22 protein-coding genes are annotated in these 23074 nt (G+C 36.9%); all 22 read left to right on the top strand.

Features of this window, described 5'->3' with window-relative positions:
• Positions 1–51: 51 nt before the first annotated feature.
• The 22 genes from ftsA to priA all read left to right on the top strand — a co-directional run bounded on the left by ftsA (position 52) and on the right by priA (position 22953).
• Positions 52–1419, top strand: coding sequence for a cell division protein FtsA (gene ftsA, locus ACSKY2_RS03985; RefSeq protein ID WP_489876859.1), 1368 nt, complete (start codon positions 52–54; stop codon positions 1417–1419).
• A gap of 29 nt (positions 1420–1448) precedes the next feature.
• Positions 1449–2693, top strand: a complete 1245-nt coding sequence (gene ftsZ, locus ACSKY2_RS03980) for a cell division protein FtsZ (protein ID WP_489841008.1) — start codon at positions 1449–1451, stop codon at positions 2691–2693.
• Positions 2694–2704: 11 nt separating this feature from the next.
• Positions 2705–3154 (top strand): cell division protein SepF, encoded by a 450-nt coding sequence (locus ACSKY2_RS03975; protein WP_489841009.1) that lies wholly within the window; start codon positions 2705–2707, stop codon positions 3152–3154.
• Positions 3155–3165: 11 nt separating this feature from the next.
• Complete coding sequence (locus tag ACSKY2_RS03970) at positions 3166–3429, top strand: YggT family protein (protein ID WP_489876858.1); 264 nt, start codon at positions 3166–3168, stop codon at positions 3427–3429.
• Between the two features lie 8 nt (positions 3430–3437).
• The gene (locus tag ACSKY2_RS03965; protein ID WP_489876857.1) at positions 3438–4223 is read left to right on the top strand and encodes a YlmH family RNA-binding protein; all 786 of its coding nucleotides are present in this window, start codon (positions 3438–3440) and stop codon (positions 4221–4223) included.
• Between the two features lie 14 nt (positions 4224–4237).
• Positions 4238–4882, top strand: coding sequence for a DivIVA domain-containing protein (locus ACSKY2_RS03960; RefSeq protein WP_489876856.1), 645 nt, complete (start codon positions 4238–4240; stop codon positions 4880–4882).
• Positions 4883–5157: 275 nt separating this feature from the next.
• Positions 5158–7950, top strand: coding sequence for an isoleucine--tRNA ligase (gene ileS / locus ACSKY2_RS03955; RefSeq protein ID WP_489876855.1), 2793 nt, complete (start codon positions 5158–5160; stop codon positions 7948–7950).
• Between the two features lie 87 nt (positions 7951–8037).
• Complete coding sequence (locus ACSKY2_RS03950; protein ID WP_489841014.1) at positions 8038–8700, top strand: histidine phosphatase family protein; 663 nt, start codon at positions 8038–8040, stop codon at positions 8698–8700.
• Between the two features lie 18 nt (positions 8701–8718).
• Positions 8719–9387, top strand: coding sequence for a tetratricopeptide repeat protein (locus ACSKY2_RS03945; protein ID WP_489876854.1), 669 nt, complete (start codon positions 8719–8721; stop codon positions 9385–9387).
• Positions 9365–11872, top strand: coding sequence for an SF1B family DNA helicase RecD2 (gene recD2 / locus ACSKY2_RS03940; RefSeq protein WP_489876853.1), 2508 nt, complete (start codon positions 9365–9367; stop codon positions 11870–11872). The genes ACSKY2_RS03945 and recD2 overlap by 23 nt, the downstream gene beginning before the upstream one ends.
• Before the next feature lie 77 nt (positions 11873–11949).
• A complete protein-coding gene (locus tag ACSKY2_RS03935) occupies positions 11950–12672 on the top strand; it encodes a YebC/PmpR family DNA-binding transcriptional regulator (protein WP_489841017.1) in 723 nt (240 codons plus the stop codon).
• Positions 12673–12923: 251 nt separating this feature from the next.
• On the top strand, positions 12924–14375 hold the full coding sequence (locus ACSKY2_RS03930) for an NCS2 family permease (RefSeq protein ID WP_489876852.1): 1452 nt from the start codon (positions 12924–12926) through the stop codon (positions 14373–14375).
• A 143-nt stretch (positions 14376–14518) separates the two neighbouring features.
• Positions 14519–15448, top strand: coding sequence for a competence type IV pilus ATPase ComGA (gene comGA / locus ACSKY2_RS03925; protein ID WP_489876851.1), 930 nt, complete (start codon positions 14519–14521; stop codon positions 15446–15448).
• Entirely contained in the window at positions 15408–16403 is a 996-nt protein-coding gene (locus ACSKY2_RS03920; protein WP_489876850.1) for a type II secretion system F family protein, read from the top strand. Before comGA ends, ACSKY2_RS03920 begins: the two co-directional genes overlap by 41 nt.
• Positions 16400–16726, top strand: a complete 327-nt coding sequence (locus ACSKY2_RS03915; RefSeq protein ID WP_489841020.1) for a competence type IV pilus major pilin ComGC — start codon at positions 16400–16402, stop codon at positions 16724–16726. The genes ACSKY2_RS03920 and ACSKY2_RS03915 overlap by 4 nt, the downstream gene beginning before the upstream one ends.
• On the top strand, positions 16710–17120 hold the full coding sequence (locus tag ACSKY2_RS03910; RefSeq protein ID WP_489876849.1) for a prepilin-type N-terminal cleavage/methylation domain-containing protein: 411 nt from the start codon (positions 16710–16712) through the stop codon (positions 17118–17120). The genes ACSKY2_RS03915 and ACSKY2_RS03910 overlap by 17 nt, the downstream gene beginning before the upstream one ends.
• Positions 17121–17133: 13 nt before the next feature.
• On the top strand, positions 17134–17304 hold the full coding sequence (locus ACSKY2_RS03905) for a hypothetical protein (protein WP_489876848.1): 171 nt from the start codon (positions 17134–17136) through the stop codon (positions 17302–17304).
• Positions 17277–17705: a prepilin-type N-terminal cleavage/methylation domain-containing protein gene (locus tag ACSKY2_RS03900; protein WP_489876847.1), complete on the top strand. Its 429-nt coding sequence runs from the start codon at positions 17277–17279 to the stop codon at positions 17703–17705. Before ACSKY2_RS03905 ends, ACSKY2_RS03900 begins: the two co-directional genes overlap by 28 nt.
• The gene (locus ACSKY2_RS03895) at positions 17698–17994 is read left to right on the top strand and encodes a hypothetical protein (RefSeq protein WP_489876846.1); all 297 of its coding nucleotides are present in this window, start codon (positions 17698–17700) and stop codon (positions 17992–17994) included. The genes ACSKY2_RS03900 and ACSKY2_RS03895 overlap by 8 nt, the downstream gene beginning before the upstream one ends.
• A gap of 69 nt (positions 17995–18063) precedes the next feature.
• The gene (locus tag ACSKY2_RS03890; protein WP_489876845.1) at positions 18064–19077 is read left to right on the top strand and encodes a class I SAM-dependent methyltransferase; all 1014 of its coding nucleotides are present in this window, start codon (positions 18064–18066) and stop codon (positions 19075–19077) included.
• A gap of 99 nt (positions 19078–19176) precedes the next feature.
• The gene (locus ACSKY2_RS03885; RefSeq protein ID WP_489876844.1) at positions 19177–20373 is read left to right on the top strand and encodes an acetate/propionate family kinase; all 1197 of its coding nucleotides are present in this window, start codon (positions 19177–19179) and stop codon (positions 20371–20373) included.
• A 156-nt stretch (positions 20374–20529) separates the two neighbouring features.
• Complete coding sequence (gene priA / locus ACSKY2_RS03880; protein WP_489876843.1) at positions 20530–22953, top strand: primosomal protein N'; 2424 nt, start codon at positions 20530–20532, stop codon at positions 22951–22953.
• Positions 22954–23074 lie beyond the last annotated feature (121 nt).

The raw sequence follows: 23074 nt of genomic DNA, 5'->3' as shown, positions 1-23074 counted from the left end.
AATTGTTTATTTATTTAAACTTTTTGTATGGTAGTCAAAGGAGGAATTAAGATGGCCAACCATGGATTAATTGTTGGTCTTGATGTTGGGACTAACACGATTAAAGTGCTAGCAGCGGATGTTAGAGATCAGCAGGCGAATATTGTCGCGGTTGGTCGATCGGTTGCGCACGGTGTAAAGAAGGGCGTCGTTGTGGATATTGATGCAACGGCGACTGACATTCGTCAAGCAGTAGCACAAGTTAACGAGCAGACTGAACAGCCAATAACTGAGGTTGTTGCCAGTTTACCTGCAAGCAACATTCAAATTCAACATGTTAAGGGGACTGTAACAGTCAAAGATAGTCAACATATTTCGTACGAGGATGTTGCTAATACTGTGCAGGAGGCAATTAAAGTTCAATTGCCTGCAGATCGTGAAGTGGTTGAATTAATTCCGACTGAATTCGTTGTTGATGATTTTGATGGTATTCAAGATCCAAATGACATGGTAGGAATGCGTTTAGCAATGCAAGGAATTGCCTATACCGCACCACGAAATGTCATGGGAAATTTACGTTTGGCCATTAACAAGGCTGGACTACAGCTTCGTGATTTTGTTTTGGCACCATTGGCATATAGTAAGACATTATTAGATGATGGTCAGCAAGAATTTGGCACAATTATATTAGATATGGGTGCTGGACAAACTTCAGCTACCGTTGTTCATGAACATCAATTGAAGTTCTTATCATCATTTCCAGCAGGAAGTGACAATATCTCACGTGATATTAGTGCTGTTCTTGAGGTTGGGTTACACGATGCCGACATGTTAAAACTTGATTCTGGTTTTGCATTGTCTAATTTAGCAGAAGAAGATAATCAACTTGTTATTAAAAAAGTTAGTGCGGAAGAACCAGAACAAGTTTCAGAAACCTTATTGGCACAAATTATCGAGGCACGTGTGACACAAATTTTAGGAAAATTAGGTGAAAAATTAGACTTAGTAGGTGCTTTTCAAATGCCTGGGGGAATTGTCGTGACTGGTGGTGGTGCTGCTTTACGTGGCATGACTGAAGCCATTCGTGATACTTATAAAGTTCAGACAAAATTATTTGCGCCTGATGATATTGGCTTGCGTCACCCTGGTTATGCGGGTGCTTGGGCATTGGTTCACTATGCTGCGCAACAAACACCAATTCAGCTTATTGTTAAGCAAGCTTTGTATGGCTTGCCACTTGTTGTACTTGGTCAGCCAAATATGGGTGAACAAGTATCTCGTGATAAGCGAAATGAAAAGAAAAGACAAAAAGTTGAACAACAAAGACAGCGAGCTGCTCAGATGGAAACTGAAGTAGTCGAGTCGGCTGAAGTAACTGAGAAAGAACAACCTAAGAAGAAAAATCGTATTAAAGATTTCTTTGCGGAGTTCTTTGACTAATTCATAAATTAACAAAAAAGGAGCTCAATATGGATTTGCAAATGGACATGAACCAAGAATATGGTGCCACAATTAAAGTTATCGGTGTAGGTGGTGGCGGTGGTAATGCTGTTAATCAAATGGTAACCGATGGTGTTGAAGGTGTTGAATTTATTGTTGCGAACACTGACGCACAAGCACTTGATCGTTCAACAGCAGAGAATAAAATACAAATCGGTTCAAAGGCAACTCGTGGGCTCGGTGCCGGTGCTCGTCCAGAAGTTGGTGAGGCAGCAGCCAAAGAGAGTGAACAAGAATTAACGGAAGCACTACAAGGCGCTGATATGGTCTTTGTGACTGCAGGCATGGGTGGTGGAACTGGAACGGGTGCTGCGCCTGTCATTGCTAAAATTGCAAAAGATTCTGGTGCACTTACCATTGGTGTTGTCACACGTCCATTTTCTTTTGAAGGACCAAGACGTGGTAAATCTGCAGCTGAAGGACTAGCGAAATTAAAGGAGAACGTCGACACATTAATTGTTATTGCTAATAACAATTTGTTACAAATTGTTGACAAGAAGGCGCCAATTATGGAAGCTTTCAAGATGGTCGACGATGTTTTGGAGCAAGGTGTTTCTGGTATTTCAGATTTGATTACAAAGCCAGGAATTATCAATTTGGACTTTGCTGATGTTAAGACTGCCATGGCAGGTCAAGGAACTGCCTTGATGGGAATTGGTTCAGCATCTGGTGAGAATCGTGCAGCTGAAGCAACCCGCAAAGCAATTGCTTCACCGTTGTTGGAAGCTAAAATTGAGGGTGCAACAAATGTCTTACTATCTGTTAAGGGTGGCTCTGACATGTCTTTGTTTGAAGCACAAGAAGCTTCTGAGACCATTGCACAAGCTGCTGGTACAGATGTGGATATTATTTTTGGAACGACCATTGATATGGAAATGGAAGGTGATTTGGTGGTGACAGTAATTGCAACTGGCATTGATCGTCCACAGACACCACGTCCTGAAATTAACTTGGGTTCAAAGCAACAAACAAGTCCATTCCAAGCAGTGTCTGAACAGCCTGTACAGCAGCCACAAGCACAACAACCAGTTGTGAATAATGATCCATTTGCTGATTGGGGAACACCTTCAGACCAAGTACAAACACCACAGCAAAGTGCGCCTGTAGAGTCTGCTGCACCATCACAGCAAAGCGCACCCTCTCAACCAAGTTCATCTGACGAAGAAATTGAGCGTCCAGCTTATTTTAATTGGATGAAGCGCGGTGATAAGTAAGGAGACTGGTCATGGCATTTAAATTTAAGGATTACATCTTTGGTGTTGACGATAATTACTATTATGAGGATGAAGACTCAGAAGGTAGTAAAGAAGAGCAAAAAGCTAATTTTAGTGAACCCAATAATAATGCCACTCGTCCAACAAATGAGCGACGTGCTAATGTTATTAAAATGGATGGATCAAGAGATGATCCGGCAAAAATAGCTTTGTATGAGCCACGTACATATGCAGATGCACAAACAATTGCGACGCAACTACTAGGTGGTGAAGCAGTCATTGTTAATCTAGGATCAATTGATGAAAATACGGGTAAGCGTATTTTAGATTACTTAGGTGGTACCGCATTTGCTGTTGATGGCACAATTGAACGAGTTGGTGAAAGAATATTTTTAGCAACCCCACATAATTTTGAGATTTCTGGTACGATTTCTCAAAATCTTGGGCAACAATTTAATTAATAGGTGGTAATATGTTAACAATCCTTGGAATATTAGGCTTGCTACTTCGAGCATTAGAATTTGTGATTGTCATATGGGTCTTAATGTCTTGGTTGCCTGGTGCACAACAATCATCAATTGGACAAGTGCTAGGTAAAATAGCAGAATTAATTTTAAACCCATTAAGACGCTTTATACCAACCGTTGGTATTTTAGATTTCACACCTTTAATTGGGTTGATTCTTTTGCAAGCAGCAGAAATGGGATTGCAAGCTATTGCTCGAACAATGATATAGAGAAGATTATGGTTGATAATGTAGCACAACATTTCCGCCCTAATGAAGCCACGTTTCTAAATTTAATGGAGGGCTTGGTTCGTCAGGTATTGGATGAATATCGTCCAGTCTTGACGAATTTTTTGAACCCAAGAGAATTTTATATATTAACAACTTTGGTTAATCAACGAGACGATTTGAAAATATTTCAGGCGGGTGGTTATCCCAATGCCGAAAACCGGCGTGTCATAATAGCGCCAAGCTATTATGAACCAACAGTTGACGATTTTGATTTAATGTTAGTTCAGATAAAATATCCAGAAAAATTTGCAACACTGCATCATAGTACAATTTTAGGAACTTTCATGCATAACGGTATTGCGCGTCAAAGTATTGGTGATATTATTAAGGGTGAGTCAGAAACGTGGTATTTCGTTGCAACAAAGGCAATTGGAACGTTCATAATAACTCACTTAGATCACATTGGTAAATCTAAGGTACGATTTGAAGAAGTTTCTGAAACTGAAATTGTTGCTGTTAATGATGACTGGACATTAATTAACACAACGGTTGGTTCTTTACGACTAGATAGTATTGTCGCAAATGGGTATAATATTTCTAGGAACCATGCAAAGCAAATGATTGAACATGATTTGGTTCGTGTGAATTGGACTGACATTAGTAAGCCTGATTATATTTTAGCGGTTAATGATTTAATTTCTGTTCGGCACTATGGTCGATTAAAAATAACAGAGCTGAATGGTTTAACAAAAAAAGATAAATGGCGCATAACAATGGCTATCATTAAAAAATAGATTGGAGACATCTCATGACATTGACCCCACAAGAAATTCATGCTAAAGAATTCACAACTAGTCGTAACAAATGGTACGATAAGTCAGAAGTGACTGACTTTTTGGATCAGATTGTGACTGATTATGATGCCTTGATGCAAGAAAATCAAACATTGAAAACGCAATTAGCAGAAGCAGATGCGAATGCTAAGCAAGTTGAAGAAATGAAGCAATCAGTTAACTCATCAATTTTGATTGCGCAAGAAGCTGCAGATCGTTTGAAGAAACAAACAGAGGCAGAGGCAGAGGCAACTTTGCAACAAGCACAAGCTGAAGCACAAAAAATTGTGATGGAGGCAAATGCAAAGGCAAACGCATTATTGACTGATTCACAAACTAAAAATGAAGCACTAGTTGCTGAAAAAGAAGGCTTGGATAAAGAAATGGGTGCTTTCAAGTCTAAGATTGAAGGCTTGTTGCGTGCACAATTAGATATGGTTCAAACAGATGAATGGGCTGCGTTCCAACAACCTGCGACGTATCAAGAACCTTCAGCTACGGCTGGTTCAGCAGCGGAACCTGCTGTTTCAGAGGCAGTATCTGCCGAGGAAGCTGAAACAGTTGTTATTTTCCCTGAATCTAGCGAAGATTCTGAAAATTTCTTGAATAAAGATAATTAATTGGGTATTATAGATAACATAATGATTCTGACCAAAAAATATGATTTATTCTAATCAGCGACTTAGGGATTGGTGAAAGCCTAAGATAGTAACGGATTATATCTATCAGCAGAAAATTAATACACATACATGTTGAAGAGGCGGTTTATCATTGATAAATCGTAAATTCGGGTGGTACCACGGTTAAAAACGTCCCGCATTAGTCATTACGACTAATGCGGCTTTTTATTAACTGTTATTTGATAATTAGTATGGGTTGATGAAAGGAAATGTTCATGAAAATCAAGCAAACATTAAATCTAGGAAAAACCAAATTTCCAATGCGTGGTAATTTACCACAGACTGAGTTACAACGTGAAAATATTTGGTTTGAAAACAAAGTCTATGAACGTCGTCAAAAATTAAATGAAGGTAAGCCATCATTTATGCTTCATGATGGACCACCATACGCAAATGGGAATATTCACATTGGTCACGCAATGAATAAAATATCAAAAGATATTATCGTTCGTTATAAGTCAATGAATGGTTATTATGCACCCTATGTACCTGGTTGGGATACACACGGCCTACCAATTGAGCAACAATTAACAAAAGCCGGTAAAGATCGTAAAAAGGTTGGACCAGTGATTTGGCGTAAAATGGCCGATGAATTTGCGCATAAACAAGTAAAAAAACAAATGGCTGATTTTAAGCGTTTAGGCGTTTCAGGTGATTGGGATCATCCATATTTGACTTTACAACCAGAGTTTGAAGCTGCTCAGTTACGTGTTTTTGGGGCAATGGCTAAGCGCCAATTAATTTATCGTGGTAAGAAACCCGTCTTTTGGTCATGGTCATCAGAATCTGCATTGGCGATGGCTGAAATTGAATATCATGATGTGACTTCAGAATCAGCTTTTATTTCAGAGCAAATTAAAGATGGTAAAGGATTGCTTGATCAGGATACTTATTTCGTTGCCTGGACAACGACTCCCTGGACTGTGCCTGCTTCACAGGCTTTGGCAGTGCATCCAGACTTTAAATATGTGCAAGTACAGCCAGCAAATACAACAAAGAAATATTTGATTGCTGAATCATTATTAGGAACATTATCTGAAAAGTTTGGCTGGGAAAATCCAACAATCTTAGCAACTTTCGAAGGTAAAGAATTAGAATATATGGTTACAAAGCATCCTTATATTGATCGTGATATTTTAGTTGTTTTGGCAGATTATGTTACTGATGATACAGGAACAGGACTCGTTCATACTGCGCCTGGTTTTGGTGAAGATGACTTTATGACTGGTCAAAAATATGATATTCAACCAATCATGAATGTTGATGATCGTGGTTATTTAACTGCTGAAGCTGGTACTGATTTTGAAGGTGTCTTCTATGAAGATGCTAATGAAATTTCATTACAAAAGTTGCGTGACGTAGATGCCTTAGTAAAGTCTGAACCAATTACACACAGTTATCCATTTGATTGGCGAACAAAGAAACCGGTTATCTTCCGTGCAGTTCCACAGTGGTTTGCATCAATTGACAGTTTCCGTCAAGAAATTTTGGATGCACTAGATGATGTCACATTTAAGCCTGATTGGGGTAAGAAACGGCTATACAACATGATTCGTGACCGTGGAGATTGGGTTATTTCACGTCAACGTGTTTGGGGTGTGCCATTGCCAATCTTCTATGCTGAGGATGGCACAGCAATTGTTGATCCAGCCATCATTGATCATGTGGCAGATTTGGTCGCTGAGCATGGATCAACGGTTTGGTTTGAACGTGAAGCAAAAGAATTATTACCTGAAGGATATACAAATGAACATTCACCACATGGTGAATTTACTAAGGAAACTGACATTATGGATGTCTGGTTTGATTCAGGTAGTTCTCATCAAGGTGTTATGGCAACCAGACCAGAATTAGAATTCCCAGAAACTTTAGTTTTGGAAGGTTCTGATCAATATCGTGGTTGGTTTAATTCTTCACTAATCACTTCAGTTGCGGTCACTGGTAAAGCTCCTTATAAACAAGTTGTTTCACAAGGGTTTACACTTGATGGTAATGGCGAAAAAATGTCCAAGTCAATTGGTAATACGATTGAGCCAAATGAAGTGATTAAAAAGATGGGTGCAGAAATTATTCGTTTATGGGTATCAACAGTTGATACATCAGCTGACGTTCGTGTTTCAATGGATATTCTAGCGCAAACTTCTGAGACGTATCGTAAGATCCGTAATACGATGCGTTTTCTACTAGCAAATACGACTGATTTCAATCCAAATAAGAATGCAATTGCTTATGCGGACTTAACAGCTGTTGATCAATATTTCTATGCACGTTTTAACCAATTAGTTGGTGAAATAAAGGCTGCGTATGATGCTTATGATTTCCAGTTAGTTCACAAATTATTAATTAATTTCATTAATGTTGATCTATCGGCATTCTACTTAGATTTTGCCAAAGATATTCTATATGTTGAAGCACCTAATGGGTATCTTCGTCGTTCATTGCAGACTGTTTTGTACAAAATTGTTGTTGGTTTAGATAAGTTAATGCTACCTATCTTGCCACATACAGCAGAAGAGATTTTTGAGTATTTACCATATGAGACAGAAGATTTTGCTTATCTAACAGATATGCCTAAAGTTGAAGATTTAGGTGATACGGCGGCCCTATTTACGAAATGGCATGCGTTTATGAATCTACGTAATGCAACAAATAAAGCGCTTGAGGTTGCTCGTAATGCCAAATTAATTGGTAAGCCAGCTGAAGCAGCATTAACATTGTATCTAACAGCAGAACAAGCTAAAATGGTTGCCTCATTAGGTCAAGATATTCGTGTGTTGTTACTTGTGTCACAACTACAACTTGCTGATGCATCTGATGCACCGGCTGATGTCATAGTATATGATGGCTACCAAATTAAAGTTGATCATGCCATAGGTGAGGTTTCACCAAGAGATCGTATGTACCATACTGATTTAGGTGCTGATCCAGATTTCCCAATGCTATCAGCACATGAAGCACAAATTGTCCGCGAAAACTTCCCTGAAGCTCTGGTTGAAGGGTTAGAATAACGATTGAGCGATTAGAACTTTGTTTCTAATCGTTTTTTTGATTATAATGAATAGTAACGACTTAGAAATGAATTGGAGAATCACGGCATGACAAAATTATATTTTATCCGCCATGGAAAGACTTTATGGAATGCCGAAGGGCGATTTCAAGGGTCCGGAGGCGATTCACCATTGTTACCAGAATCAATCGAGCAAATTGCAGCGCTCGGTAATTATTTGAGCCAAATATCCTTTGCACATGCCTTTTCAAGCCCTATTAAGCGGGCGATGGATACAGCTGAACAAACATTGGCTTATTTGGTGGAAAAACCGCAATTAACCATTCAAGAAGGTTTAAAAGAATTTTCATTTGGTATATGGGAAGGGAAGACTTTTGCTGAAGTAAAGGAAAAGTGGTTACCGATGTACGAAGCATCACGACATCATCCAGAAAAATTTGATGCTCATCAGGTACCTGGAGCAGAAAGCTTTGAGGCAGTGCAACAACGTTTTAGACAAGCTGTCTATGAAGCTGTGAAAAATTATGGCGGCCCAGATGTTAATTTGATCTTCTTTAGTCATGGTGCCGCGTTAACTGCTGGTATGGGTGGATTATTAAATATCCCGTTGGCGCATTTACGTGATCGTGGTGGGTTAGGCAATACAAGCACATCAATTCTTGAAACAACTGATGGTATCAATTATACAGAATTAGTGCGTAATGATACGAGTTACTTACATGTCACAATGAATGTATCAAATACAATTTAAATACAGGTGGAACAATAAATGACGACAGGTGATGATAAGATACAAAAAAATATAACATTATTAGTGAAAGATATTTCAAAAAATCCTAGTCACTGGCAGGCATATGTTGATTTGGTAAATGCACTGATAATGGCTAATAATTTAATTGAAGCTGAGGAGTTAGTGCTTAAAAGTCTAACACTTTTCTCAGAAAATGCTGAAGCACAACAAGAATTATATTACGCTGCTGGAACCGTTTACTACACGGCGGCTGATTATGCGCGTTCAACGATTTTTTTTAGTAAAATAACAGATGAACAATTAAAACATGATGCCACAATGATGCAAGCACAATGTTTTTATGCGCAAAATAAGTTTAAACAGAGTTTAGCTTTTGCTTTAACAGCTGTTCAACAAAATGCGCAAGATTTACGTGCGCAAGTCTTACTAGGCAATATTTGGTTGAGTCTGGATAATCGTGAATCAGCAAAGCAAGCATTTGATGCGGCACTGGCGTTAGATGATCAAGACTATTTTGCTAATTTTGGTAGAGGTGTTGTCGATGCAACAACATCAGTTGTCAATAATCGTTGGTTGATCAAAGCAAAAGAAATTAATCCAAAGCAATACGATCTAGATGCAAACCGATTGGACGATTTAATTAAAGTGATGTTGGGGAGCCAAAATGATGAATCAAAACCAGACTGATCTTTTTGATAATAATGAGATGTCTCAACCAAGTGTGATCGGGCAAATAGCAACGATTGTTTTTTCAGCGCAAGATTCTTTTTTTAAAGTATTACATGTTAAAATTTTGGACAAGAACTTTGAATTTGATGATGATGAACTCACGATAACTGGTAATTTTGGAGATGTTCAGGTTGGGGCAAGCTATGAATTTAACGGTCAGTTAAAAGATCATGCTCGTTATGGTATGCAATTTGTAGCGAATAATTATCATCGGCAGGCAACAAGTTCTGCTTCAGGATTAGTTGCGTATTTTGCTAGTGAAAAATTTCCAGGTGTTGGTAAGGCAACTGCCAAAAAAATTGTTGATACACTTGGAGTCAATGCGATTGAGTTAATATTAGACAATGCAAAAGTACTTGCTAATGTTGATATTAATGAAAAATTACAACAAGTTATTGTTAATCAATTAGCACAATCTGACGGTATGGAGCGAGCAATCATTGCATTAAATGATTACGGGTTTGGTTCTAATTTATCAACGACAATTTACCAAAAATATCAACAAGAAACTTTAACGGTTTTAAAAAATAACCCATATCAGTTAGTAATTGATATTGATGGTATTTCTTTTCGAAGAATTGATCAATTTGCTCTACAACAAGGCATTGATGCGTTAGATGAACGACGAATCAATGCAGGCGTAATTGCCGCAATTAATGCCAAAACTTTTGAATCAGGAGATACATATATGGTATTACCTGATTTATTATCAACAACAAAGCAATTGTTAGAACGCGGACAGCAAGTGACGGTGTCCGATGAACTCATTAAACGCGCATTATTAACATTAACAACACAGGGAATTGTCGTCGCGGATGGTAGTTATTTATATATCAGAGAAATTTACGAAGCTGAGAATCAAATTGCAAAACAGCTGATTGATTTGGCAAAAAGTCAACATCAAACTTATTCGCGTGAAGTTGTCGTTAAATTTTTAAAAGAAGTTGAATTGGCCAATAATTTTAAATATGATGCAACGCAGCGCGAAGCAATCGTTGCGGCGTTAACAAATCAATTATTTATTTTAACTGGTGGCCCCGGTACTGGAAAAACGACAATTATTAGTGGCGTTGTTGCCACATTAAAAAAATTATTACGTGAAGATGGGTTAAAATCAGATGAAATTGATCATAGTGTTCATTTAGCGGCACCAACTGGTCGTGCTGCAAAACGATTGCAAGAAGCAACAGGGATGCCCGCTAGTACAATTCATCACCTTTTGGGAATTACTGGCCGTGAAGCGAATATTAATGATGTTGATATTGAGGAATTAACTGGTCGTTTGTTAGTCATTGATGAGATGTCGATGGTTGACACACAATTATTTGCAACGTTATTATCGGCAGTAGGCTCAGATATGCAAGTTATTTTAGTTGGTGATAAAGATCAATTACCATCAGTCGGACCTGGTCGTGTGTTTTATGACTTATTAGCAAGTGGCTTACTTAACTATCGCGAATTGGAAACAATTCATCGGCAAGGTAAGGGCTCGACGATAATTGCTTTGGCAAATGATGTTAAAAATGGTCGCTTACCAGCTGATTTTAAGGAGAAAAAAATAGATCGCGCTTTTTTTGCAACGGATTTATCTCACGTCGCAACACTCGTTGAGAAGGTTGCCATGAGTTGGCAAAAAAAGGGGCATACAGTGACTGATATGCAGATATTGGCACCAATGTATCGGACACAAGCGGGTGTCAATCATCTGAACGAAGTCGCTCAAAATATTTTTAATCCTTTAACTAAAAAAAAGAAAACAATTCAGGTTAAAAAGGGTGATTTATCAATTGATTATCGTGTTGGTGATAAGGTGATGCAGACAACAAATGATCCTGAAAATAATGTCTTTAATGGGGATATTGGTTACATTACAACGATCCTATTAGCAAAAGATAAGGCAAATACTGATAATAAAGATACTATTATTGTTGCTTTTGATACTGGTGAGGTAACTTATACAAGGGAAAATTGGCAACAATTAAGTTTAGCTTATGCAACGACGATTCATAAATCGCAAGGAACAGAATATAAATTAGTGATTATGCCACTGGTTAATGCGTTTTCGAGGATGTTGCAACGGAATTTATTATATACCGGGTTAACACGAGCACGTGAATCCTTGGTGTTACTTGGGCAAGAAAGTGCTTTTCAGCAAGCCGTTTTAACAACCGGTGTCAATCGACGCACGACACTACAAGCGCGAATTATGCAGTATGCAAATCAACAAGAGTCAAATGGACAAGTGTCGGTTCAAACAGATTCTAAAAAAGTCGGTTCACAGGACATACAACCACAACAATTAGATGTTGCTGAACAAATGGTAACGACAGTTGATAATGTGAACAAAGATTATATACTAACAATGGCTTTGATAGAAGACGGTAATATTGATCCAAATATTGGATTAGATGGTGTGACACCAGCCGATTTTATGCACAGTTAAAGAGTAAGAACTAGTCAATAGATAAATTATATGGTAAAATAAGACGATAAATTTTCGAAAGAAAAGGGGTTTCTGAAATGTCAGGACATAGTAAATGGCATAACATCCAAGGACGTAAGAACGCCCAAGATGCGAAGCGTGGAAAAATTTTCCAAAAGTTAGCACGTGATTTGTATACGGCAGCAAAAGCTGGTGGTGCTGATCCAGATTCAAATTCAAGTTTACGCTTAGTAATTGATAAAGCGAAGGCTGCCAACATGCCTAAAGATAATATCCAACGCGCTTTGGATAAAGCTTCAGGGGCAAATGCTGCTAATTATCAAGAGTTAACTTACGAGGGTTATGGACCAGCTGGTATTGCAGTTTTAGTTGAAGCATTAACAGATAATACAAACCGTACTGCTTCTTCTGTCCGTTCATCATTTAAGCACTTTGGTGGCGAATTAGGTACATCAGGTTCAGTTTCTTTCCAATTTGATCGTAAGGGATATATTGAAATCGAACGTGATGAGGATGATGACATTGATGAAGATCAATTGTTTGAAGATATGTTGGATGCTGGTGCAGATGACATGAAGACATTTGATGATCAATTTGAAATTTACACAGATCCAAAGGCCTTTCCTGAAGTTCGTGATGCATTGGCAGCTAAGGGTTATAAATTTAGTATTGATGAAGTAACTATGGTAGCTCAAAATCCAATGGCTGTTCCAGAAGATAAGCAAGAATCACTAGATAATCTTGTTGCTGAGCTTGAAGATAATGAAGATGTTCAAGCTGTCTTTACAACAGCTGAATAATGAGAAGAACTTGTTTTAATCAACAAGTTCTTTTTTAGTTTAAAATTTATATTGACTATTAAGTCAATTAGGAATAATGTTGAATCATTGTTAATAAATTAAGGTCGTTAACGTGTTTTGCCACAGACTGAAGCAGAAACTAATCATTAGATGATTTCGATTATTCTTAAATTGAATAGACTGGTCATTAGTTCGTTGAGTCATGTTGGTAAGTAACGCTAACATGACTTTTTTAGGGAGAAGAACTTATTATGTTGGAACGTTTCTTTAAGCTATCGGAAAACAATACAACTGTAAAAACCGAAATTATTGCTGGTATTACAACTTTTGTTGCCATGGCTTATATTATCTTTTTAAATCCTTCGGTACTTTCGTTAACCGGCATGCCTAGCCAAGGTGTATTTTTAGCAACAATTTTAACTGCTGTAACAGGAACATTGATTACGGGTTTATTTGCTAATTTGCCATACGCGTTGGCACCATCAATTGGTATGCAAGCGATGTTTACTTATACCATTGTTTTTGGTTTAGGGTACACATGGCAGCAAGCATTGGGAATGGTGTTTTTAGTTGGTTTAGTTGATGTTATTATCACATTAACAAAAGTTCGATCATTGATTGTAAAGTCGATTCCAACACAATTAAAGCATGCAATTGCCGCTGGTATTGGTCTGTTTATTGCCTATATTGGTCTGAAAAATGCAGGTTTTATCAATTATTTAGTGAATGCTGAAAACATTATTTCATTAAACAATGCACCATTTCATGGTGGTGGCGCAAAAACCATTGAAACTTTGACCAGTGGTGGTAGTACAACGCCAGAAATTACAACATTTACACAACCAGCAGTTTTGTTAGCATTAATCGGTTTGATTATTTTGGTATTATTGGTTGTTGCAAATGTGCCAGGGGCTTTTTTAATTTCAGTATTTGCAACAACGTTAATTGGTATTCCAATGGGTGTCACCAATACGCATGTTGAAGGATTGGCATCGTTTTCTAAGACGTTCCGTGATTTTGGCTCAATTTTTGGCCAAGCACTGGGTCCAAATGGCCTTTGGTCTATGTTTACATCTCCTAAGAATATTTTAATTGTTATTTTAACAGTTTTTTCAATGGGATTATCTGGTCTTTTTGATGCAATTGGAACATTTATTGGTACGGGTATCTCAACAGGCATTTTTTCAGAGAAAGATCAAAAGGAATTCTATGAAAACAAAGGTTTTAAGTCAAAGATGGATCGTGGCTTAGTTGCAGACACATTTGCGACTATGTTTGCTGGTATTTTTGGAACCTCAAATACGACGACCTTTATTGAAGCCTCTGCAGGTATCAAAGCAGGTGGTCGTACTGGATTAACTTCAGTGGTCATTGCGATAGGATTTATACTATCGATTATTGCTGCACCATTGGTTAATGTCATTCCAAGTGCAGCTACTGCACCAATCTTGGTTGTTGTTGGTATCTCAATGATGAATGAGTTTAAGGCAATTAAATGGGATGATATTGAAGTCGCAATCCCGGCATTCTTTACGTCAGCATTTATGGCATTCTCATACTCAATCTCGTATGGAATTGCTGCTGGTTTCATTTTTTATGTATTGATTAAGAGTGTTAAACGTAAATTTAACGAAATTAGTATTATTCTATGGTTAGTGTCAATTCTGTTTATTCTAAATTTTGTTGTAATTGCCATTGATTGATCAAAATTAAATAAAAGACATATTTACAATGTCTGATATACCTTTCTGTCGTGTTGAATCACACAATAATGGTATGTTAGGCATTTTTTGAATGGACATTTTTGGTAAACTGACGTCCTTATTATTGTGAGGAGGTGAGATAAGTGAAGATACAAGCGGTTTTTTATGAAATGTTAGGTCAAGCTGCAAAGTATCATGCAAGTGATATTTATATATTACCAAGTCAAAATGGCTTTGAAGTTACTTACTATACGATGAAAGGGTTAAATAAATTACGTACGCTTGATCAGGAAAAAGGTGAGTCACTTATTCGCCATATTAAATTTTCAGCGCATATGGATATTGGAGAAGTTCGTCGACCACAATTAGGTCGATGGCATTACTTACTTGATAAGAAGTCGCTACATTTACGTATATCGAGTGTGGCTGATTTTTTAAATCGCGAATCTGTTGTCATTCGCTTGATTTATGCTATTCAAGATAATGTATTAACTTGGCGTCCTCAGCAGAAAATAAATGAATTACAGCATGTTTTGAAAATGACTCAAGGTTTGGTGTTAATTGCTGGAAAAATGGGATCAGGTAAGACAACAACTTTATACCATTTAGCAGCCAATTATTTAAAAAATCAGATGGTTTTGACAATTGAAGACCCGGTAGAGATTATTGAACCACAATTTTTACAATTACAGGTTAACCAAGCAGCAGAAATGGATTATCCGACATTATTAAAATTGGCTTTACGTCATCATCCTGATGTTATCATCATTGGTGAAATTCGCGATGCGAAGACAGCGCATATTGTTGTTCAAGCGGCCCTAAGTGGTCATTTAATTTTAAGCACAGTTCATGCCATGTCCGTTATTGGTATCTGGCATCGTATGCGTGCGTTTGGTATTTCTGCAGAACTATTAATGCAAGTTTTCATTGGATTAGGCTACCAACAAATACAGTCAGAAGCGCGCCAAATCTACGCGAATTTAGACGTCTTTAGTGGTGAAGCATTAGTAGGATTATTGATGAGGTTAAATAATGAATCAGAAACCAAAATGGTCACGGAAACAGCAAACTGAATTTTTAGAAAATTTGGGTCAACTGCTCCAAGTTGGTTTTGATTTGGAAAATTCCTTGAAAATGTTACAAATTTTATTAAAATTACCCCCCAAAAATATGCAATCTATTTTGTCGAATTTGTCAGCAGGGACTACTTTTGCGGAAGTAATGACACCTTATTTACATCGTGAAATTATTGGTCAATTAGAGTTTGCTGTTGTGCATGGCTGTTTGAGCAGTTTATTGCAAGAATTGGGTAGTCGTGAACGCCATCGATTAGCACAATATAAAAAAATACGTCAAATATCATTGTATCCAATTGTTTTATTTATTCTGCTAGCATTAATGTTAGTGGCCTTTGTCATTTTTTTGTTACCCGAGTTTCAAACGATGGGTATCCGCTTTACAACAATTGTGACAAATTTTAATTATTGGTGGTTTCTAGGTGTATTGATGACATTACCATTATTTTTCGTTTTGTATGTTATTAAACAATCTTGGGAGAAAAGAATAAAAATCATGATGAAATTACCAGTTATTGGTAAATTGTCAACATTAATGATTGAGTACTATATTTGTTTACAATTGGGGCTATTGTTAGCTAGTGGTGTTGATTTGGCAACGATCGTTGAACGAGCACACAAAAAATCACGTGAATCTCTTGTTGGTTACATTGGTCATAAAGCTTGGCAAGCTTTGTGTGAAGGACAAGATTTAAAAGGCTTTATTTTATCTGTAGATTTATTACCAAAAGAATGTGCACTACTATTTGCACTTGGGCAGACACAAGAAAATATTAGTAAAAATTTTCAATTATTGGCGAAACGAAAATTTGAATTATGTGATGAACTGACTCAAAAATACTTAACGTTGATTCAGCCAATTTGTTTTTCAATTATTGGCATTGTCATTATTGGTTTATATTACTTAACACTTGTACCGTTATATCAAAATATGGGAGGCATTGTGCAATGAAAAAAACACTCAAGAGTCGACGAAAAGGATTCACGTTAATTGAAGTCGTGACAACCCTATTTATTATTGGTTTATTAGTTGTATTGATATATCCAAATGTTGCTCATATTCGGAAGAATGCAGAAGAAAAGCAACGTTCAGCACTTATGAACACATTACAAAGTCAAATTAATATGTATAACATTACTCATGATGACAATAACAACCAACCAATTACTTTAGCGACATTAGTAAATGCAGGTTATCTGACCAATACACAAGTACAACAAATGACAAAAGCACATTTTGACATCAAAGGAGATAAGGTTGTACAAAGCAAGTAAATTGACACGGTCAGGTATGACACTAGTAGAAAGTTTGATTGTATTAGCCATTTGTCTAACAATATCAATTCCTGTGGCCGTTTCTAAGCATGTTGAAAAGCGAGATTGGCAAGTGGTAAAAAATGAATTTGAAACTAGTTACATTACGGAACAACGACTGGTTCAGTTGGGTAAACAGTTTTGTTTTTGTATCTATGGTGATGATAATACGTTGTGCATTGGTCATAAATGCATTGTATTACCACCAGGATGGTATGTAAGTAATGATGTACGAATCATATGGCAACCATCGTCAGTTACAGCGGGTACGATTCGATTTATTAATTATAAGACACGACAACGCGGTGCGTTAATTTTTCAGGTTGGTGGAGGTACTTATCGATTTACAACGTAAAGGTTTTTTACTAATGGAAGCAATGGTTGGATTAATGATTGTTGCTGCGACGGTGACAATTATAAGTGCGACAGTCGAATCTTTCAGGATAAGATCAAAAAGTAATGAACAAGCATTGCTTACAATGAAACAAAAATATTATCGGGAACGACAACTATGGTTAGTAGGCGAGGATTTACGTTAATTGAGTGCCTTGTAGCGTTGATGATTTTTAGTAGTATCCTTTTAACGTTTTCTATCGCTTCAAGGCAAGTCCAACAAGTTGTTTTGCAACAATTTAATGGTATACAATCTTTACGGATGAATCAGTTTATTTCACGTTTTGAAAATGATGGACACTATTATAAAGTTACTGACATGACAAAGCATACATTGACTATTGCTAACTTGAAAACACACAAAAGTTATCAATTTGGATTATGGGGACATTGTTTGTGCTTATATCGTCATGATGGTAAATTTTTATCTTATATGTTAGAAGTAAAACAAGTAAATTTTAAGAAAATAACAGCACATTTATATCAAATAACATTATGCTTTACAAATGGAAAAGTGTTTAAGGAACAATTATATATCAATGGTTAGGAAACGGCGAGCAACTATTTTAATACAAACGGCAGGTTTAAGTATTTGTTTGTTACTAAGCATCTCTTTTTGGGCAGTTAGCCAAGTAAAATATCAAATTTTACAACAACGTGAATATCAATTTTGGTATAACCAATATCAGGCAGTGCATTATATACGTACGCAAAAGAAAATTACTATTGATAAACGATTATTTGTGTTGCCACGAGTTGTTAGTATTTATAATGGTTATTACTCGGTAAAGGTTACAGAATTGCATACGGTTCAAGTACCTCAAAAAAATAAATAGTGACTTTATCTTGTCAGCACCTAAGAAACTGGCTAAACTAGTTTCTAGAATGGAAGATGAGGTAACAACATGTATGAAGCAGTAGAAACTAGTGTGAAGAATTTACAAGCAGCACAACAGCAGTTAGTGGACTTTGTTGATATCGCATCGATAGAAGCCTTAATTATTTTATTTGAAGTGATGTTGGATCAACCAGAAGATGATTGGCAACAGTTAACAGAAACACAACATAAAATCGTTTTAGCAAAAATAAAATCCGCAAATTTTGATCAATTAACACAATCAGAAAAGCGACAAGTCTTGCAATTTTTACTAGTAGGGACAATCCATCAAGATGGATTACAAGCAAATTACCAGGTAACGCCCGATGCAATTGGCATGTGGGTTGCATTTATTGCTGATAAATTCACAACTAGTCAAAAACAAGTTGTCTTAAAAGATATCGTTTTAGGAACTGGAAACTTATTAGCAACGACTAGTCAGGCGTTAAAAGCTGCAGGCAAGCAAGTTAAGAATATTGGTTTAGAAAATGATGACACAATGTTGACAGTTGCTAGTGGAATTGCAACATTATTGGAAGAAAACTGGCAAATGACATTGACTGATAGTGTTGCGACGCCAATGACAGAAGATGCTGACATTGTTATTGGTGATTTACCGGTTGGTTATTATCCAAAAGAAGTTTCTGAAAACTTTGTAACTAAAGAACAGAATGGATTAACTTTTGTACATCATTTGCTAATAGAACAAAGCGTGCGTGGACTAAAACCAGGTGGATTAGCTATTTTGACTGTGCCATCAAATTTATTTGAAAGTGCGCAGAGTAAAAACTTGTTAAGTTATTTACAAATGAATGATGTTTATTTACAAGGGTTAATTCGTTTACCCAATCAATTATTTAAAGATCCAAAAATGGGAAAAATAATCTTGTTATTACAGCGTTCGGGTAATCAAGCACAACAGGCTAAGCCAGTAATGTTAGCACAAACACCAGAATTAGAAAATGAATTAGAAAATAAACAGTTTGTGATGGATTTGACAACTTGGATGAAAGAAAATCACTTATATACAATGTCAAAATGATGGCGCATTCATGCCTTGATACTAACGAATGAGCCGTTTTTATGATATACTGTTTTGAGTTAATAATGTATTCCGTTAGGAAAGAGGAGATAAGTATATATGGCTAAGACAATGGCGATTAATGCTGGATCATCATCACTAAAGTTTCAATTATTTGAAATGCCAGCAGAAACAGTGATTGCAAAGGGACAAGTAGAACGTATCGGTATGAGCGATGCAATTTTTACTTTGAAGTACAATGGGGAAAAAATCGAGCTTGTACAAGATATTGCCGATCATGAAGCAGCAATTAATTTGTTACTTGATCAATTGAAAGCCCACGAAGTTATTAAAAACCTTTCAGAAATTACTGGTGTTGGACATCGAATTGTTGCTGGTGGTGAGTGGTTTAATAAATCAGTTATTGTGGATGACGAAGCCCTTGATAAGATTGAGCGTTTAGCAGCATATGCACCATTGCATAATGCTTCAGAGGCATTAGGTATTCGCGTCTTCCAAAAGTTACTACCTGACGCATTGTCAGTTGCCGTATTTGATACAGCGTTCCATCAGTCAATGCCTAAGAAAAACTATCTATACGCATTACCATATGAATATTATACAAAGTATGGTGCTCGTAAGTATGGTGCACACGGAACGTCACACTTGTATGTTGCGCAACGAACTGCAGACTTACTAGGTAAAAAGTTGGAAGACTTAAAGCTGATTACGTTGCACTTGGGAGCGGGTGCTTCAATCACTGCAATCAAGGACGGTAAGTCGTTTGATACTTCAATGGGATTCTCACCATTAGCCGGTGTGATGATGGCTACTCGTACAGGGGATGTTGATCCGTCATTAGTTTACTACATTCAAAACCGTGAAGGCTTGTCAAATGACGAGATGCTTGATATTTTGAACAAGAAATCTGGTTTATTGGGTATTTCAACACTTTCTTCAGATATGCGTGACTTGGAAGAAGTTGAAGATACAAATGAGCATGCTGCTCTTGCAATTGAAATGTTTATTGATCGTGTTGTTCGTTATATTGGTCAATATTATGTTGAATTGGGTGGCGTTGATGCCTTGACATTTACAGCAGGTATTGGTGAAAATGCTGCTAATATCCGTGAAGAAGTCATTAAGCGTTTAGAATTCATGGGTATCAAGCTTGATACAGAAAAGAATGAGTCACGCGATGATGAAGTTATTATTTCAACAGAAGACTCATCTGCAGCTGTTCTAAAAGTTGCAACAAACGAAGAAGTTGTGATTGCGCGTGATGTACAAGCGTTACAAGCAAAGAACAACAAATAATAATTTAAAAATCAGAGCTATGATAGTGAAGGGCACTTCAACTTCATAGTTCTGGTTTTTTATTTCGTAAAAAAGCGAAAGCATATTAGGTTGATGACATGAATTCTGGTAAAATAAAAGATATGAGTAACTACTTTAAAGAAGGGGGAGTCTAAGATGTATGCACAAGTAATTGTTGATGTGCCAACAATGCAAACAAATAGGCCATATACGTATCATCTACCAGATACCCTTTCAGAAACAATTGAACCTGGGATGCGTGTGATTGTGCCCTTTGGTAAAGGGAATCGTTTGGTACAAGGATTCGTTATAAATGTTCTTACAGGAAAAGTGTCATCATCTCAAAATATAAAAGATATTGTGGAATTAGTGGAATTAGAGCCAGTTTTAAATACTGAATTACTACAATTAGCAAGTTGGGTAGCTGAATATAATTTTGCTTTTCAGATTAGTGTGTTACAAACAATGTTACCTAATGTCATGCGTGCAAAATATGGTAAAGTCTTACGTTTGTTAGATCGTCAAGCATTAGCTGATGACATGCAGCTACAACGTTTATTTGCGGATCGAGATGAAGTACCGTTTGACAGAGATAATGTTGATATATCACTTGTGCCACAACTAATAAAATTACAAAAGCAACACATTCTTGATATTGGGTATGTTGTGAAAAATCGTGCGAAAATAAAAAAAATTAATGTGATAAAGCCGATCAAATCCCAAACATTTTATGAAGAGCAGCGGCAGGCATTACGACCATCAGCAGTCAAACAAGCAAGATTACTAACTTATTTAATGAAGTCTGAGCAAATAGATTTACCTGCTAATCAAGTGATAAAAGAGCATCAACTTGATTATGGCGTGTTGAAACAAGCAGAACTTAAAGGCTGGATTAAGCAAGAACAAATGGAATCATACAGAATTCCAAAGTTACATACCCCAGTCCAACCCAGTAAACCTTTGAAGTTGACTGATGAGCAACAAATTGCTTACCAGTCCATTGCACAAAATATTTCAAAAAAACAAGCAAAAACATTTTTATTAGAAGGTGTGACAGGTTCAGGAAAAACCGAGATTTATTTGCAAGCAATTGCCAAAACACTCACTGAAAACAAAATGGCGATGATGTTGGTACCTGAAATTACACTGACACCACAAATGGTACGACGAGTAAAGGGTCGCTTCGGTGATGATGTTGCGGTTATGCATTCAGGTTTATCAGATGGTGAACGATATGATGAATGGCGTCGTGTGCAACGCTCAGAGGTACATGTCGTTGTAGGTGCTAGATCTGCAGTATTTGCGCCGTTAAAAAATATTGGACTCATCATTATTGATGAAGAGCATGAAACATCCTATAAACAGGATGAAAACCCACATTATCATGCAAGAGATGTTGCACTATGGCGGGCAAATTATCATGATGCAACATTAGTCTTAGGATCAGCAACACCTTCTTTAGAAAGTCGTGCTAGAGCACAAAAAGGTGTTTATGAATTATTAACATTACGTCATCGGGCGACTAACGGCACATTACCGGAAACACAGGTTATCGATATGCGGGAAGCAGTTAAGTCGGCTGGTAATGATATTTTTTCAACGCAATTACTAACAGCAATGAGGAATCGTCTATCAAAAAATGAACAAGTCGTTTTAATGTTAAATCGACGTGGCTATGCGAATTTTTTAATTTGTCGAGAATGTGGTTATACGCCACGTTGTGTTAATTGTGATGTTGCGCTGACTGTGCATAAAGATATTTCCCGGCTCGTTTGCCATTACTGTGGTTATAGTGAAACAATCCCAATAAAATGTAAAAAATGTGGTTCCAGTCATATTCGTCAATTTGGAACAGGTACCCAGAAAGTAGCTGAACAATTAAATGACTTTTTGCCAGAAGCCCGTGTCATCCGTATGGATGTTGATACAACACGAAAAAAAGGGGCTACTGATAAGTTACTTACCAAATTTGGCAATAATGAGGCGGATATTCTTTTGGGCACACAAATGATTGCTAAGGGACTGGATTTTCCAAATGTGACATTAGTTGGTATTTTAAATGCTGATACAACTTTGACATTACCGGATTTTAGAGCTTCAGAGCGTACTTTTCAGTTACTAACACAGGTTTCTGGACGTGCAGGGCGTGCAGAAAAAGCAGGAACGGTTATTATGCAAACTTTTAATCCAGAACATTATGCAATCCAATTAGCTAAAAATCAGGATTATGAAGCATTTTATCGGCAAGAAATGGTTTTAAGACATACGTGGCGCTATACGCCATATTATTTTACAATCCAAATTAAATTTGCACATGAAAAAGTAAATGAAGCTGCTAAAACGGCTTATAATGTGACTAATTGGTTAAAAGAGGTTGTTGATCAAGAGACAATTATGCTAGGTCCTGCACCAAGTACAATTTCACGTATTAAAAATAAATATTACTATCGTTTAGTGATTAAATATCGGCATGATCAAAAACTGATACAGGCACTAACTGAGTTAATGCAAAAAGGTCAAGCATTACAGCATAAAGGTGTCACAATTATGATCGATCGTGAACCAATGAATTTTATGTAACGATAGCAATCGATTTTGCAAAGTCAATGACTAATTCAAATTAAAAGTCGTGTATCGTTACGCAAGCCTTTTTAAGGCATGATTGTTGGCCAATTTTATTGTGCCACCTTCATACATAACT

It is taken from the genome of Weissella sp. ESL1156, from assembly GCF_058505625.1.
Note: the sequence above shows the minus strand (reverse complement) of the source record. Positions and strands in the feature narration are given on the sequence as shown.

Excerpts from the sequence above, each read along its gene's own strand:
- ftsA (WP_489876859.1), top strand. The coding sequence starts at position 52 with ATGGCCAACCATGGATTAATTGTTGGTCTTGATGTTGGGACTAACACG.
- ftsZ (WP_489841008.1), top strand. The coding sequence starts at position 1,449 with ATGGATTTGCAAATGGACATGAACCAAGAATATGGTGCCACAATTAAA.
- ACSKY2_RS03975 (WP_489841009.1), top strand. The coding sequence starts at position 2,705 with ATGGCATTTAAATTTAAGGATTACATCTTTGGTGTTGACGATAATTAC.
- ACSKY2_RS03970 (WP_489876858.1), top strand. The coding sequence starts at position 3,166 with ATGTTAACAATCCTTGGAATATTAGGCTTGCTACTTCGAGCATTAGAA.
- ACSKY2_RS03965 (WP_489876857.1), top strand. The coding sequence starts at position 3,438 with ATGGTTGATAATGTAGCACAACATTTCCGCCCTAATGAAGCCACGTTT.
- ACSKY2_RS03960 (WP_489876856.1), top strand. The coding sequence starts at position 4,238 with ATGACATTGACCCCACAAGAAATTCATGCTAAAGAATTCACAACTAGT.
- ileS (WP_489876855.1), top strand. The coding sequence starts at position 5,158 with ATGAAAATCAAGCAAACATTAAATCTAGGAAAAACCAAATTTCCAATG.
- ACSKY2_RS03950 (WP_489841014.1), top strand. The coding sequence starts at position 8,038 with ATGACAAAATTATATTTTATCCGCCATGGAAAGACTTTATGGAATGCC.
- ACSKY2_RS03945 (WP_489876854.1), top strand. The coding sequence starts at position 8,719 with ATGACGACAGGTGATGATAAGATACAAAAAAATATAACATTATTAGTG.
- recD2 (WP_489876853.1), top strand. The coding sequence starts at position 9,365 with ATGATGAATCAAAACCAGACTGATCTTTTTGATAATAATGAGATGTCT.
- ACSKY2_RS03935 (WP_489841017.1), top strand. The coding sequence starts at position 11,950 with ATGTCAGGACATAGTAAATGGCATAACATCCAAGGACGTAAGAACGCC.
- ACSKY2_RS03930 (WP_489876852.1), top strand. The coding sequence starts at position 12,924 with ATGTTGGAACGTTTCTTTAAGCTATCGGAAAACAATACAACTGTAAAA.
- ACSKY2_RS03920 (WP_489876850.1), top strand. The coding sequence starts at position 15,408 with ATGAATCAGAAACCAAAATGGTCACGGAAACAGCAAACTGAATTTTTA.
- ACSKY2_RS03915 (WP_489841020.1), top strand. The coding sequence starts at position 16,400 with ATGAAAAAAACACTCAAGAGTCGACGAAAAGGATTCACGTTAATTGAA.
- ACSKY2_RS03905 (WP_489876848.1), top strand. The coding sequence starts at position 17,134 with ATGGAAGCAATGGTTGGATTAATGATTGTTGCTGCGACGGTGACAATT.
- ACSKY2_RS03900 (WP_489876847.1), top strand. The coding sequence starts at position 17,277 with ATGGTTAGTAGGCGAGGATTTACGTTAATTGAGTGCCTTGTAGCGTTG.
- ACSKY2_RS03895 (WP_489876846.1), top strand. The coding sequence starts at position 17,698 with ATGGTTAGGAAACGGCGAGCAACTATTTTAATACAAACGGCAGGTTTA.
- ACSKY2_RS03890 (WP_489876845.1), top strand. The coding sequence starts at position 18,064 with ATGTATGAAGCAGTAGAAACTAGTGTGAAGAATTTACAAGCAGCACAA.
- ACSKY2_RS03885 (WP_489876844.1), top strand. The coding sequence starts at position 19,177 with ATGGCTAAGACAATGGCGATTAATGCTGGATCATCATCACTAAAGTTT.
- priA (WP_489876843.1), top strand. The coding sequence starts at position 20,530 with ATGTATGCACAAGTAATTGTTGATGTGCCAACAATGCAAACAAATAGG.